Origin of the sequence: Humibacter sp., assembly GCF_051954055.1 — a bacterium.
GTDB lineage: Bacteria > Actinomycetota > Actinomycetes > Actinomycetales > Microbacteriaceae > Humibacter.
Genome location: NZ_JBQCIE010000084.1, coordinates 19,126 through 32,693, shown reverse-complemented (window position 1 = coordinate 32,693; position 13,568 = coordinate 19,126). Strand labels below are relative to the sequence as shown.

The window sequence follows — 13,568 nt, the reverse complement described above, 5'->3', positions numbered from 1 at the left end:
CCAGGCATGCGTCCTACTCTCGAAGCATGGCCACGGTGATGCTCGTCCGGCATGGACGCACCGCGGCCAATGCCGCGGGCGTCCTCGTAGGTCGCGCGACGGGTGTACCTCTCGACGACGTGGGCCGCGCGCAAGCTGAACGCACCGCCCAGCGACTAGGCGCCGTCCGGCTCGCGGCCATCGTGTCCAGTCCGCTGGAGAGATGCCGCGAGACCGCCAGCATCGTGCTGGCCGAGCAGCCGGGCTCGCCGCCGCTGTCGATCGAGCCCGGTCTCACCGAGTGCGACTACGGCGAATGGCAGGGTCGGCGGCTGAGCGAGCTGGCGCGCGAGAAGCTGTGGGGACAGGTGCAGACGAAGCCGGCATCCGTCGTCTTCCCGGGCGGCGAATCCATGGCGGCCATGCAGGCGAGGGCGGTCGCGGCGGTTCGCCGGCAGGATGCCGGGGTCACGGCCGAGCACGGCCCCAAGGCGGTGTGGGTGGCGGTGAGCCACGGTGATGTCATCAAGTCGGTGCTGGCGGATGCCTTCGGCATGCACCTCGACCACTTCCAGCGCATCAGCGTCGGGCCGGCATCCGTCTCGATCGTGCACTATGGCGCAGGCAACCCCCGCGTGATCGGCACGAATACGGATGCCGGCGACCTCGCTTGGCTCCGCGACGGCGTCGCCGAGATGGATGCCGTGGGCGGCGGAGCCGGCGCGTCGTGAACGGCGAACAGGCGAACCGCGAGGTCGACGAGAATCGGACGCCGGTGCTGAGCGGAGAGGTCGAGCTGGTCGCGCGCATCCCCGCCGCGTCGAACGAGACGTTCCTCGCCTCGATCGGCGACGTGCCCGTCGTCTACAAGCCGCGCGAGGGCGAGAAGCCGCTGTGGGACTTTCCCGACGGCGATCTCGCCGACCGCGAGTTCGCCGCCTATCTGGTGTCGGAACGCCTGGACTGGAACCTCGTCCCGCCCACCTGGATCGGCGACGGACCGCTCGGCGAAGGCATGCTGCAGCTCTGGCAGCATGTCGACACGGCGCAGTCAGCGGTGGACGTGGTGCCGTCCGCCGGCGTTCCACGCGGATGGTGCCGCGTCTTCGATGGTGCCGATGAGGACGGCGGCTCCATCGCGCTCGTGCACGAGGACTCGCCGGCCCTGCGACGCATGGCCGTCTTCGACGCGATCGTCAACAACGCGGACCGCAAGGGCGGCCATGTGCTCGCCATGCCGGACGGCCACCGCTTCGGCGTCGACCACGGCCTCACGTTCCACACCGAGCCCAAGCTGCGCACCGTGCTGTGGGGGTGGGTGCGGGAGCCGTTCACCGCAGAGGAGGCCGACGGAGTCGCGCGAGTGCTGGCATCCCTCCGCCACGAACTCGGGCGCGAGCTGGCCACCCTGCTCTCCGCGGCCGAGCTCGAGGCTTTCGCCGATCGCTGCACGCGGATGCTCGGCACCGGCCGGTTCCCGGCCCCCAGCGGCTGGATGCCCGCCACCCCCTGGCCCTTGTTCTGACGCTCGGTGCTGCGCGCGGCCTCGCCGCGTCATACCAAACCCGTCAACATGACAGATCGCGCTCTCCTGCCGAGAACATGCCGATTTGGCATGCATCCAGGCGGATGTCATGTCGACTGAATGGAGGACCGGCGCACCCGCGCCCGCACCCCGGCCCACACGAGCACCGCGAGCACCGCGGCAGCCATCACGTTGACCGCGAAGAACCCGCCGAGCGCGAGCACCGGTCCGGCCAGGGCGCCGAGAGCCGCGGCACCGAAGTTCATCGAGGCATCCACTCCGCCCTGCAGCGGAACACGGATGTGCGCGGGCACCGACTCGACGAGCATCGCGGACCCGCCGATCAAACACGCCGACCAGCCGAGGCCGAGCAGGAAGAGAGCCGCCATCAGCCGCGGCATCGCTGAGTGCGCGGCGCCGTCCCACGCGCCGAGGGCGAACGATGCGACGAACAGGGCCGCGCCAATCCAGGCGACGGTCTGAGCGCTCGTCTTGTCGGTCAGCCAGCCGAAGACCGGGCTCGCTGCATACATGCCGACGATGTGCACGCTGATCACGATGCCGACGAACTCGAGCGACATCCCGTCGTTGTTCATGCTCACCGGGGTCATCACCATGACCGCGGCCATCATCATCTGACCGGTGACGATGCACGCGATCGCGAACACCGCGCGAGGTGTTCGCAGGGCTGTCCGGAGCGCGGCGAGCGCCCCGACCGGAGCCTCTCCGGCGGGAGTCGGGTCGTTGCCCGGCGCGTGCCCCGCGACGGGACGGATGCCGACCGTCACGATCGCGGCCAGTACGAAGCCCACCAGCGAGAAGAGGTACGGACCGCTCAGCGGCACGAGCCCCAGCGCCTTGCCCAGATTCGCGCCCGGCGCGGAGAGATTCGGACCGGCGATCGAGCCGACGGTCGTGGCCCAGAGCACGATCGACATCGAACGTGCCTCGGCGCCCGGTCGGGAGAACTCCATCGCGGCGTACCGCGACTGCAGGTTCGTCGCGGTGCCCGAACCGAACAGCACCATCGCGATCAGGTAGAGCCAGAACTGTCCGCTCGTGGCCGCGACCAGGATGAACACGGCACCGATCGCGGCGGTCGTGAACCCGAGCGTGAGCGACCAGCGACGCCCGTGCCGCACGGCGAGCCGAGCCAACGGGATCGCCATCAGTCCGGCACCGATGATGCTCGCCGTCTGCGCGAAGCCGGCGACGCCCATCACGCCGGAGAGCTTCTCGGCGAGCACGCCGCCGACCGCGACCCCCGACGCGATGCCCACGCCGCAGAGCAGCTGGGCGACGACGAGGCGCACTCGGTTCGCGACGGTGCGGTCGCGCGGGCCGGCCGGCGCGGTCGTCACCGAGCCGAGTCCGGCATCCGGGGCGGTCACCGGCGCTTCACGGCGTCGGCCATCTGCCTGACGGCCTGCTCGATGATCGGTCGTGGAGTGGCGAAGATGAACCGCATGAACCCGACCCCGGCCTCACCGCACGACGATCCGTCGGTCATGGCCACGCCGGCGCGCTCGCGGAAGAAGTCCGCGGGAGGCACCTCGAGTTCGAGAGCGCGGGCATCCAGCCACGCGATGTACGTGCCCTCGGGAGCCGTGTAGCCGATCTCCGGCAGGTGCTCGGCCAGCAGGTCGCCGAGCAGCCGGCGGTTGCCGTCGAGGTAGTCGACCGTGCCCGCGAGCCAGTCGGCGCCGGCGCTGTAGGCAGCGGTGTTGGCGATCACGCCGGGATTGCTCGCGCCGTGGCTCGCCATGAATCCGATGCGCTCCCACACCTCGGCGTCGGCGTCGTTGCTGATGATGATCTGCGCGCACTTCAGCCCGGGCAGGTTCCACGCCTTGGAGGCGCTGGTCGAGGTGATGGTATGGGATGCCGCGACCTCCGACACGCTCGCGTACGGCACGTGCTGTCCGCCCGGGTACACCAGCGGCGCGTGGATCTCGTCGGAGAAGACGCGCGCGCCGTTGCGCTCGACGACCTCGCTCACGGCGAGCAGTTCCTCGCGGCTGAAGACGCGGCCGAGCGGGTTGTATGGGTTGCAGAGGATGAGCAGCCCTCCGCCGTCGTGGAACGCCAGGTCGAGACCATCGAGGTCGAACTCGTACCGTCCGTCGCGCACGAGCATCGGCACCTGGATGATCTCGCGCCCGAGCGTCGGCGGCACCGACAGGAACGGCATGTACGCCGGTGTCGGCAGCACGATCTTCGAGCCGGGAGCGGAGAACTGCTCGATGGCGACCTCGAGGCCCTTGATGACATCGGGGAGCGGATGCACGCGTGCAGCAGGCACGCCCCACCCGTATCGCGACTTCTGCCACGCCGCGCAGGCCTCCGACATCGCTTCGGACACCGCGGGCGGAAGGTAACCGAAGAGGCCGTCGTCCACGCTCTCGTGCAGTGCCTTCGCGATCGCGGGTGCGCATCCGAAGTCCATCTCGGCGACGAACGCACCGATCTTGCCGGGGAACATCGTCCACTTCAGGCTGCCGATCTCGCGCAGCCTGTCCATTCCGATGGAGTCGAATTCGTGTGCGCTGGTCATCAGCCTTCCTTTCCGATCTGAAGTGGCTCGTCATCCGAGTCGGCGGCATCCTCGTCGGCGATCTCGTTCAGGTAGTTGTAGATGGTGAACCGGGTGACCCCGAGCGTCGTCGCGATCATGTCGATGGCGTCGCGCAGATGGAACATGCCGCGGTCCTTGAGGTCGCGCACCACGGCCACCTTGTGCCGCTTCTGCATGAGCTCGACCGGCACATCCACGTTCGACACGGCCTGCCTGATGAGGTGCGACGCGAGCTGGTCGACATCCGTGACGAACACCTCCGGCTCCGCCTCGTCGGATGCCTGAGCCGGCACGATGCGCGGCTCGCCCGCCTGCTGGGTCGGCTTGCGCATGCCGGTGAGGTCGAGCATCGAGGTCGCGATGTCTTGCACCGATTCCCACACCGACAGGTCGGAGTTGAGGCAGAGCGCGGCGACCGGCTGGCCGGTGACATCCCGGATGATCATGGTCGAGGACCGGATGCGGCGCCCGTCGGCCAGGTGGGTCTCGTAGCCGACGATGTGGTCTTCGGAGAGCTCGTGGAGCTTCTTCAGCAGCAGGTCGGTCGCCGGGTCTCCGACCCGCCTGCCCGTCACGTCGCCGTGGATGGCGACGATCGAGTTCGGCAGCTTGCTGAGGTCGTGCAGCACCACCTCCGTCGACGGCGGCAGAGATCGACCGAGCGGTTCGACCAGCGCCGAGAACACGGCGATGAGCCGTTCACCGTCGACCGTCGGACGAATCCCCTCATCGGGGATGCCGCCGGCGGTGGCCGGCCGTGAACGCATCTGCGCCATAGTCGATCTCTTTCTGTCCAGTGATCGCCGGGCGTCGAGCCGCGGCGAGTGGTGCCATCACGAGCATGGGTCAAAACCACGAGGAAGTCAACGAACCGTGGATCGCATCAACAAACTATTGACAAACCGCTCACCATGTGTGGAGATTGCACAAGATGTTGAAGGACTCGATCGGATGTTGACTCCCGGTCAATATCCGAAGCCCGCAGAGTCGCGGGCCCGATTCGAATGGAGAGTGACATGGATGCCCCATCAGCCGGCACGGCGAACTCAGCTGCCACCGCGAACTCAGCCGCCACGCTGAACCAGGAGAACCTGAAGAGAACCATCACCACGCCACAGGCGCTCGGGATCTCGTTCCATCAGATCGTCGGTGGCGGCGTCGTCTCGCTGACCGGCGTGGCGATCGCTATGACCGGCGGTGGAGTTCCGATCGCGTTCATCGTGGCCGCGATCGCGATCCTCATCGTCTCGGTGCCGATCGCGACGCTCGGTGCCTCGATGCCCGTCGTCGGCGGCACCTACACCTACGCGACGAAGCTCGTGCATCCGATCATGGGCTTCGTCAACCTCTGGTTCTTCATCATCCAGATGGCGAGCCTCAGCCTCTACGGACTCGCGGCCGGAAGCTACCTGAACAGCCTCAACCGCTGGTTCGATCCGACCGTCGTGTGCGTGACGCTGATCTCGATCTTCTTCGTCGCGAACCTGATGGGCGCATCCTTCTCAGCGCGCATCGGCATCGTGCTCGCCGGCATCATGCTCGTCGCGTTCGGATGCTTCATCGTGCTCGGGCTGCTGCACGTGCATTGGGGCACCTACCCGCCGGCGATTCCGAACGGCACGCTCAAGCTCCTGCAGGCCGCAGCACTGCTCACCTTCGCCACCGGTGGTGGCACTGTCGTCGCCGAGCTCGGCCGTGAGATGAAGAAGCCGGGCCGCACCATTCCGGTCGCCGTGATCGGCGGCACCGTCTTCGCCGCGATCATGTACGTGCTGATCGCCCTGCCCGCCGCGGGCATCCTGCCGATCGCGAAGGTCGCAGGCGAGCCCCTCTCAGTGGTCGCCAAGACGTTCATGCCGCCGTGGCTCTGGTACTTCTTCATCCTCGGCGGCGCGGTCGTCGCCGTCATCGGCACCATGAACGCGCAGCTGTTGTGGGGCTCGAAGAGCGCGCTCGCGGCGGTGGATGACGGCTGGTTCCCGAAGCGGATCGGCGCAGTGAACAAGCGCTTCGGCACCCCGCACTGGCTGCTGTGCACCATGTTCGTGATCGGCATCGTGCCGGCCGTTGCGCACATCGACATCAGCGTGATCGGCAGCGTCGGCAGCCTGATCGGGCAGGTCACGTTCGTGATCGTCATCCTCGCGTCGATCCGGATGCGCTACCTGTTCCCGGAGCGCTACGCGAAGTCGCCGTTCAAGCTTCCGCTCTGGCTGCACTGGGCGTTCACCATCGTCGGCATCGCGGTGTGCTGCTACCAGTTCTACCTGCTCACCGAGGGTGTGACCGTCATGGTGTGGGCCGCGCTCGGGGTCTGGGTGGCGCTCGGCATCGTCGTGTTCGCGCTGCGCTACCGCCACGCGAAGGCGGTGCAACTGGACCGGCTCGCTCGTGGCGAGACGCTCACCGGCAGCACCCGAACGATCGACGGCGTGGTCGGGGCGGAACGCGAGGCGATCAGCATGGATGCGATGGCTCTCCCCAAGGTCGGCTTCGGCGAAGAGGGCGAGATCCCGACCCTGACCAGGGATGTCGAATGACGCGCACGTCATGGCGGACTCTGCAGACAGCAGCGGCCCGACACGGGCGACAAGAAGAGAGGGGCATCCGATGAGTGAGGCGTACGCCGAGCACTACCACGACCCGCGCGACAAGCAATTCGCCCGACAGCTCCGCAGGGGAGCGCCGGATGCGTTCACCGCGCTGACGGCGTTCGATGACGCGGCGCTCCGCCGTGACGGGATGGCCATCCCGCGCAAGTACACCGAGCTGATGGCGCTGGCCGTCGCGCTGACCACGCAGTGCGTCTACTGCATCGAGGCGCACACGAAGGCCGCCGCCGCGGAGGGCGCGACGGAGACCGAGATCTCCGAGACGGTGTTCATCGCGGCAGCGCTGCGGGCGGGAGGTGCGATAGCGCACGGCTTCCAGGCGGTCAAGCACTACCTCCGTGAGACCGGCGAGCACTAGGAAGGCACCTGACCCGCCGATTCGAACGAGCCCGGTCTTGCGGACTCTGACCGGTTCGCTCTGACCAAGCGGTCGACGTCCTCGTACACGCGCTCGAAACCTGAGATGATCGTGCCGCGGGTGCCAGGGCGGCCGCCTGCAGAGGGGAAGTGTCAGGGTGCAAGGCAGGTCGGTGGAGACCAGAGAGACGTTGCTGCTTGCTGCAGCTCAGGAATTCGACGAGCACGGCTACGCGGCAGCCACTCTCCAGGGCATCGCCGACCGCCTCGGCAAGACGAAGGGCGCCCTCGGGTACCACTTCCCGAGCAAGGGGTCGATGGCCCTGTCGATCGTCGAGCGCTTCTACTCGGCGCTCCCCGGCCTGGTCGAGACCTATCGGGCGGGCGGGAGCATGGATGTGCGTTCCCTCGTCGCGATGTCGCTCGAGGTCGCAGGGCAGTTCCGAGACGACGTCATGGTCCGAGCCGCCGTGCGCCTTCAGCGCGATGCCGACGTCGTGGATGCCGACCTCCCAACTCCGTACGTGAACTGGACGGCGCTCACCGAAGGAGCCCTTCGCGACGCAGAGAGCAATGGGCAACTCGTGGCGGGGCTGGATGTCGCCGCCACTGCCCGAGTGCTCGTCGCCGGGTTCTTCGGCACGCAGCAGGTTGCGACCGCTCTGGGACACCGCGCCGAGCTGATCGACTGGGTGCTCGACATGTGGCGAGTGGTGCTGCCGGGTGTCGTAGGGGATGCGGCAGGCGGCATCCTCGACGACGCCGCCGCAGGAATCGCGGCAATTCGTTGATGCAGCGAGCGTGATCGGTCAGGGTTCGGTTCGCTGGCTCCGCCCCGTCTGCCATTCCGAAAGGTATAGAGGACTAGCCGAGTTTCGCCGGGTTCATCCAGTACATGCGAACTGACCCCGGGCCCGGCGCTCGACTCGGATGTGCGGTTCCCCTCAAGACCTGCGGGCTCTCTCGATGCGTTCGGCGATTGCACGGATCTTGTCCAGCCGCTGGTCCCAGGCGCGGCCGACGGCCGTCAGCTGAGCGATTGCCTTGGCAAGCTGTTCCTCATCCACGCCATACCTCACCTCTCGCCCGACGTTCTGCGCGGAGACCAGGCCCGCGGCCTCGAGGACTGTCAGATGCTTGGCGACTGCCTGACGGCTCACGGGCAGCTGTCGTCCCAGACCGCTGGCGCTGCACGGGCCGCCGACCAACAGCAGGTCGAGCACTTGTCGTCGGGTCGGGTCGCCGACCGCGGACCAGAGTCGGTCATCCACCGGAACCAGCGCGCTCATGCCGCGGCCAGTTGTGTTGCACGAGCCGCGATCGCAGGCAGCAGGTCTGACCAACCGTCGCTGTGACCGAGGAAGTACTCCTCGAGCAGGGCCGCTTCCCAGCCCAGCTCACGCATGGCACCCTCGGTCACCTTGAGCAGTGTGCCGTCTTCGTGCGCAGTCAGCTCGAAGGTGACGAGCACCGAGTTCTCGGCTGTCAGCTCCGTGTCGTCGTCGACAGGGATGCCAGGCGGTGCGATCCAGCGGAAGGCGAAGACCTGACCGGGAGTCGCTTCCACGACCACCATGCGTGCAGATCTACCGCTCGTGCCCCACTGGAGCCTGCCGACACTGCCGACGACCGGCTCGATCTCCGCGTCGGCGTCGAACCACACCTTGATGTGCTCGGGCGTGCTGATCACGTCGTAGACCACCTCCGGTGAGGCATCGATCCGGATCTCTCGCTCGATGTTCCCGTACTCCACGGCATCCTCCCTGATGTATGCAACCGATAGTTGCAATTTACGCGACCGTGCTGCATTCTGCAACCAGTAGTTGCATAAAGGGGATTGCCGTGACTCAAACTCACCGTCCGACGTGGACTCTCGTCGTGGCCTCGGCCGCCGGTTTCATGAACAGCCTCGACACGCAGGTGATGGCGACTGCGCTGCCGACCCTCCGCCGGGAACTCGGCGGATCGGTTGAACAGCTTGAGTGGACGATGAACGCCTACAGTCTTGCGATCGCATGCCTCCTCCTTACTGCCGCGGGACTCGGCGACCGATTCGGACGGCGACGCATTCTCATCATCGGGCTGGTCGCGTTTGCGGTCGCCTCGGCCGCGGCGGCCCTCAGTCCAGACCCAGGCTCCCTGATCGTCGCGCGCGCCGTGCAGGGAGCGGGCGCCGCGGCGATCATGCCCACGTCGCTCGCCGTGATCGGCGAGGCGTACACACCGGAGCGGCGCGGGCGCGCGATCGGGATCTGGGGTGCAGTCCTGGGCGTCGGAGGAACTCTCGGCCCCGTCATTGGTGGCGGCCTCCTGGAAGTCGTGGGATGGCGGGGCATCTTCTGGATCAACGTCCCGATCGGTCTCGCCGCCGCGGTCCTCGCCCGGCTGGTCGTGACCGAGTCCCATGGGTCTCAACATCGCCTCGACATCCGTGGTGTGCTTCTCGCCTCGGCGGGCTCCTTCGGGATCGCATGGGGTCTCGTCCGAGCTTCCTCGCACAGTTGGGGCGACGTCGTGGTCTGGCTCCCGATCGCACTCGGCCTCGTCGGGCTTGGCGTGTTTCTGCTTGCAGAGCACCGCGCTCCATATCCGATGATGCCCATCTCGCTGTTCGCGATCCGACGGTTCAGCTCCGCGAACGCGGCGACGCTCCTGCACTACGCAGGTGTGGCCGGCGCTGTCTTCTTCCTCTCGCAGTTCTTCCAACTCGCCCAGGGAGCCGACCCTGTCACCGCGTCCATCGAGTTCATGGCATGGCCGCTCCCGGTGCTGATCCTCTCCCCGCTGGTCGGTGCCCTCACGAGCCGCATCGGCACTCGACCCTTCCTCACGGGAGGAATGGCAATGCAGGCGCTTGGCATGGCCTGGCTCGCGCTCGTCGCCGCGCCCACGACAGCGTACTGGGCGATGTTCGGCCCTCTCCTCGTCGCCGGCCTCGGGCTGGCGTGTTTCCTGCCGGCCCTCTCGACGGAGATCGTGGGCGTGGTTCCACGAAGCAGGATGAGCATCGCGGCAGGGGTGAACAGCAGCCTGAGCCAGATCGGCGTCGTGCTCGGCGTCGCGATCAGCGCAACGGTGTTCACGAGTGGTGGCAGCTACACTACGCGGGCGTCGTTCACCGCGGGGTTCGTTTCGTCGATCTGGATGGCTGCAGCATTCGCGGCGGCCGCGGCGGTCGTCTCCCTCCTCGGAGGTCGACGTCAGCCGGTGCGCGACCCGGCGGCAGCTCCGCTCGCGCTGAATATTCAGTGACGCAACCCCTTCGCGTCCTTCAGTAGGGATGCCTAAGGTCGGGCGATGAACGACACGAACGACGAGGCGGGCAAGAGAAGCGGAGACCGCATCGCGGCTCGCGGCGACATTCGCGGGACAGCAACCGGCGATGAGCCCGGGAATGAGCCCGCCGAGCAGGTCGCGGCGGAATCGGGCGAAGCGCATACGCTCGGCCACGGAATCTCGGGTGGCGAGGACTATACGGCCGTCAATCCTGGAGGAACGTCGGCCGAGTCGTAGAGCAGCGTCTCTCTTTCACGGAGTCCGGGATCGCTGCCGAGCGATCGTGACGAGCGCCGGGTAGGTCACGAGCGCAACCGCGATGTGCATCAACGCGAGCACGAGCACGGCCGGCGCGCTCTGTCCTTTCAGCATGATCCAGGCATCCGGAGCGAACGAGACGATCGTCACGATGATCGTCGCCGTCAGGAACAGGGGGCGCGCGGCGCGGGAGCTGACCAGGGTGAGGATGGGCCACGCGATGCACGCGATGACGACGCCGACCACGGTGAGCTTCGTGTAGTCCGCGAACTGGAAGTGCGGGTACCCGGCCGTCGAAGGGAAGATGATCGGGCCGAGTCCGGCGAGGATGGCGCACGCCGCCACGGAGCCGACGACGGCCACGACGAGTGCGATCAGGAATCGCCACCACGACGGCTGGCGCCTTCCGAGCGGCCAGTCGATGACGAAGTACCGCATCACGGCTCGGGGCAGGCCGGACGTCTCTCCTACGGACATGGGTTGTTCCTTACGCCACTTGGATGCCCGCCTTGCCGGCGGGTCGGATGTCCGGATCAGGATGCCGTCGGTCTTCTAAGAGGGTCCTCACCATCCAGTTCAGTGCGCAGCCGGGCGGTGGCGAGACGCGACCGCACTTTGACGGGGCGGGTCATCCTCTCGCTGGTCTGCGGCAGCGCTTGGAGGGCGAAGTCCTGGATCACGCACGGCCGGAAGACGAGACAGACCGTCGATCCGCCGAACTGGAAGTATCCGAGCTCGTCGCCCTTGTCCAGGTGGTGCCCGGGGATGACGTCGGGATTGATGACGCAGGACGACACCTCGACCATCCCGATCGGAACGACCGCCATCAGCCCGATGACGGGGTTGTCGGCGCGAATGAGGATGATCGCCCGCGTCGCCACGTGCGCGAGGAAGCCCTGGGACAGAGTCGGCTCGGTTCCGTCCTCGGATGCCGCCTCCGCGAAATAGGTCCCCTGCTGGAGGTAGGCGCGCACGATGGTTCCGGAGACCGGGCTGTGCCATCGGTGGTAGAAGGTGGCGCTGAGGAAGGCCTGGTGCACGGTCCCGCCCACGAACTGGTCGACGGAGTCGTCGCCCGCGAACGTGTCCTGCAGCGAATACGGCTGGTCCTTGATCCAGAACCGGCTCTGCCGCTGAACATCCGTCGCGATGGTGAAGGGCGTCGACTCGCACGCGTTGACGATGACGTTGTCGTCGTCGGGGGCGTCGACCGGACGTGCCTCTGGGGTGAACCGGCGGGTGAAGAAGTCGTTCCACGAGCGGAATCCCCAGTGCGGCTGATCCGGTTCGTACTGGTACTGGTCGATGCCCAGAACCTGCCGCGCCTTCGGTGACATCCATCCGGTCGCCGACTCGTTGAGCACATACCGCGAGTCCGGGCCGCTGAGGAACTCGCACCACGCGTCGAGGATCTTCTTGATCATCGTGTTGATCCGTGGATCGCGGTAGGCGACCAGGCCCGCCGGGGTGCCCATCGTCCAGTCGAGGATCGCCGTCAACGGGGTCATCACCATGCGATCGTCGTCGCGGAACTCCGGAGCCATGGTCAGCAGCTGGTTGATGAGCCGGAGAAGCTCGTCGACGTCGTGCACGTACCGTCGCTGGTACGGCTTCGACCGCGGAACCTGCTCGATCATCTCGGTCAGGTACATCCGCACCACCGGGTCGGTGTCGATCAGTTCGCGGAACTCGAGGATCACCGGATGCAACGGCGCGTCGTCCTGCTCGCGCACCTTGTCGCGGTGCCCGTTCAGCCATTCTTCGAGATCGACCTGCTTGGACGGCAGCCAACCGCCCTGTCGCTTGACGTCGACGGATGCACTCACATCCGACAAGCTACGCCGCGAGCGCGCCGCCATGTCCCGGTCCGATGACCGGACGACAGCCCGTTCCGCTCAGAGGAACGTGACTCGTCACGCTTGATGGAACATGGTCGCCAACTCGCGCAGGCGAGCCGATGCCGCCGATCGACGTAGACGTCCTCCGCGCTCGAGCATCGCCAGACCGTGCAGCGCTGCCCACAGCAGCTCCGCCCGAACCTCGTCTCCGCCTGTGGTGCCGAGCAGGGCGTCGAATGCCGCTTGCAGCTCGGCAGGGGCATTCGTGGTGCCGAAGGCCAGACCGACCGCCCTGCTGGACATGGCCTCGTAGACGGCCGGATGCTCGCGAGCGAAACGCAGATACGCGCGCGACAGGCGCGTGACCGGGTCGGGGCTCGCGGCCGCCCGTTTCAGCGACCTCGCCGCATCCGCCGCACCCTGCAATGCGACGGCTGTCGTGATCGCCTCCATCGAGGCGAAGTGCGAGTAGAGCACGGGCTGGCTGTAGCCCAGCTCGCTCGAGAGCCGCCTTGTCGTGACGGCTTCCCAGCCCTCGGCCTCGGCGATCTCTCGCGCCTTGGCCACGATCGCCTGCTCTCGCTCCCGTCGCTGTTCAAGTGACCGCGTCATGAGCCAAACGCTAGCAGCGCTAGCGCTTCGTGATCGAGACCGGCTAGCATCAGAGGTCGAGACTCCTAGCATCGCTAGCAAAATCTGCTGGTGCGTCACGGGCATCCGGTGTTCGGAGCTCTCGAATGACGACGCCGGAGGAGGATGCTCATGTACATCGCCGCTGCAACGCTGACCCTGCTCGGTTCGGCCCTCATCATGTGGATCGGTGTCAGCTACATCGTTCGCCCAACTCGTATCGCAGCCGGTTTCGGCTTTCGCGAGTTGCCCGCCTACGACAATCCGTACTTCCGCATCAAGGGTGTGCGTGATGTCGTAAGTGGCATGCTGGCGCTCGCGATGCTGACGCTTGTGACGTTTGCGATTGCGGCTCCGATCGTGCTCGGTGTGTACATGCTCGTCGGAGCTCTCGTTCCGATCGGTGACATGCTCGTCGTGCTGCGCTACGGCGGTAGAACCCGCGTCGCGCTCGGCATGCACGGTCTCTCGGCAGCTGTAGCCGCCGTCACCGGAGTCCTTTGGCTTACCACCTGACG

The 13,568-nt window shown here is 67.0% G+C and carries 16 protein-coding genes; 8 read left to right on the top strand and 8 right to left on the bottom strand.

Annotation, left to right across the window (positions count from 1 at the left end; genetic code table 11):
* Positions 1 to 26 precede the first annotated feature (26 nt).
* Positions 27 to 710, top strand: a complete 684-nt coding sequence (locus ACTHNC_RS09060) for an MSMEG_4193 family putative phosphomutase (RefSeq protein WP_440294272.1) — start codon at positions 27 to 29, stop codon at positions 708 to 710.
* Positions 707 to 1,504 (top strand): SCO1664 family protein, encoded by a 798-nt coding sequence (locus tag ACTHNC_RS09055; RefSeq protein WP_440294271.1) that lies wholly within the window; start codon positions 707 to 709, stop codon positions 1,502 to 1,504. The genes ACTHNC_RS09060 and ACTHNC_RS09055 overlap by 4 nt, the downstream gene beginning before the upstream one ends.
* 107 nt (positions 1,505 to 1,611) lie before the next feature.
* On the opposite strand, the gene ACTHNC_RS09050 is transcribed toward ACTHNC_RS09055, so the two are convergent.
* The 3 genes from ACTHNC_RS09050 to ACTHNC_RS09040 are packed head-to-tail and all read right to left on the bottom strand — an operon-like array spanning position 1,612 to position 4,855.
* Complete coding sequence (locus ACTHNC_RS09050) at positions 1,612 to 2,895, bottom strand: MFS transporter (protein WP_440294270.1); 1,284 nt, start codon at positions 2,893 to 2,895, stop codon at positions 1,612 to 1,614.
* Positions 2,892 to 4,058, bottom strand: coding sequence for a MalY/PatB family protein (locus ACTHNC_RS09045; RefSeq protein ID WP_440294269.1), 1,167 nt, complete (start codon positions 4,056 to 4,058; stop codon positions 2,892 to 2,894). The genes ACTHNC_RS09050 and ACTHNC_RS09045 overlap by 4 nt, the downstream gene beginning before the upstream one ends.
* On the bottom strand, positions 4,058 to 4,855 hold the full coding sequence (locus tag ACTHNC_RS09040) for a helix-turn-helix transcriptional regulator (protein WP_440294268.1): 798 nt from the start codon (positions 4,853 to 4,855) through the stop codon (positions 4,058 to 4,060). The genes ACTHNC_RS09045 and ACTHNC_RS09040 overlap by 1 nt, the downstream gene beginning before the upstream one ends.
* 240 nt (positions 4,856 to 5,095) lie before the next feature.
* Here ACTHNC_RS09040 and ACTHNC_RS09035 point away from each other — a divergent pair, with 240 nt between their 5' ends.
* From ACTHNC_RS09035 to ACTHNC_RS09025, 3 genes are all read left to right on the top strand, one after another.
* Positions 5,096 to 6,619, top strand: a complete 1,524-nt coding sequence (locus tag ACTHNC_RS09035; RefSeq protein ID WP_440294267.1) for an APC family permease — start codon at positions 5,096 to 5,098, stop codon at positions 6,617 to 6,619.
* A 70-nt stretch (positions 6,620 to 6,689) separates the two neighbouring features.
* Positions 6,690 to 7,049, top strand: coding sequence for a carboxymuconolactone decarboxylase family protein (locus ACTHNC_RS09030; RefSeq protein ID WP_440294266.1), 360 nt, complete (start codon positions 6,690 to 6,692; stop codon positions 7,047 to 7,049).
* A gap of 172 nt (positions 7,050 to 7,221) precedes the next feature.
* Positions 7,222 to 7,839 carry a ScbR family autoregulator-binding transcription factor gene (locus ACTHNC_RS09025; RefSeq protein ID WP_440294265.1) on the top strand — a complete coding sequence of 206 codons (618 nt, stop codon included), beginning with the start codon at positions 7,222 to 7,224 and terminating at the stop codon, positions 7,837 to 7,839.
* Positions 7,840 to 7,992: 153 nt separating this feature from the next.
* Here ACTHNC_RS09025 and ACTHNC_RS09020 read toward each other — a convergent pair whose 3' ends face one another.
* A complete protein-coding gene (locus ACTHNC_RS09020; RefSeq protein WP_440294264.1) occupies positions 7,993 to 8,337 on the bottom strand; it encodes an ArsR/SmtB family transcription factor in 345 nt (114 codons plus the stop codon).
* A complete protein-coding gene (locus tag ACTHNC_RS09015) occupies positions 8,334 to 8,801 on the bottom strand; it encodes an SRPBCC domain-containing protein (protein ID WP_440294263.1) in 468 nt (155 codons plus the stop codon). Before ACTHNC_RS09015 ends, ACTHNC_RS09020 begins: the two co-directional genes overlap by 4 nt.
* 89 nt (positions 8,802 to 8,890) lie before the next feature.
* Between ACTHNC_RS09015 and ACTHNC_RS09010 the strand changes: the two genes are divergently transcribed.
* Entirely contained in the window at positions 8,891 to 10,300 is a 1,410-nt protein-coding gene (locus tag ACTHNC_RS09010) for an MFS transporter (protein ID WP_440294262.1), read from the top strand.
* Between the two features lie 45 nt (positions 10,301 to 10,345).
* Positions 10,346 to 10,561, top strand: a complete 216-nt coding sequence (locus ACTHNC_RS09005; RefSeq protein ID WP_440294261.1) for a hypothetical protein — start codon at positions 10,346 to 10,348, stop codon at positions 10,559 to 10,561.
* 15 nt (positions 10,562 to 10,576) lie between these two features.
* Here the strand turns inward: ACTHNC_RS09005 and ACTHNC_RS09000 are convergent, their stop codons facing one another.
* The 3 genes from ACTHNC_RS09000 to ACTHNC_RS08990 all read right to left on the bottom strand — a co-directional run bounded on the left by ACTHNC_RS09000 (position 10,577) and on the right by ACTHNC_RS08990 (position 13,032).
* The gene (locus ACTHNC_RS09000; RefSeq protein ID WP_440294260.1) at positions 10,577 to 11,059 is read right to left on the bottom strand and encodes a DUF6069 family protein; all 483 of its coding nucleotides are present in this window, start codon (positions 11,057 to 11,059) and stop codon (positions 10,577 to 10,579) included.
* A gap of 56 nt (positions 11,060 to 11,115) precedes the next feature.
* Positions 11,116 to 12,408 (bottom strand): phosphatidylserine decarboxylase family protein, encoded by a 1,293-nt coding sequence (locus ACTHNC_RS08995; protein ID WP_440294259.1) that lies wholly within the window; start codon positions 12,406 to 12,408, stop codon positions 11,116 to 11,118.
* An 87-nt stretch (positions 12,409 to 12,495) separates the two neighbouring features.
* Positions 12,496 to 13,032, bottom strand: a complete 537-nt coding sequence (locus tag ACTHNC_RS08990) for a TetR/AcrR family transcriptional regulator (RefSeq protein WP_440294258.1) — start codon at positions 13,030 to 13,032, stop codon at positions 12,496 to 12,498.
* Between the two features lie 150 nt (positions 13,033 to 13,182).
* Here ACTHNC_RS08990 and ACTHNC_RS08985 point away from each other — a divergent pair, with 150 nt between their 5' ends.
* Positions 13,183 to 13,566 carry a DUF4267 domain-containing protein gene (locus ACTHNC_RS08985; RefSeq protein WP_440294257.1) on the top strand — a complete coding sequence of 128 codons (384 nt, stop codon included), beginning with the start codon at positions 13,183 to 13,185 and terminating at the stop codon, positions 13,564 to 13,566.
* The last annotated feature ends 2 nt before the right edge of the window (positions 13,567 to 13,568 follow it).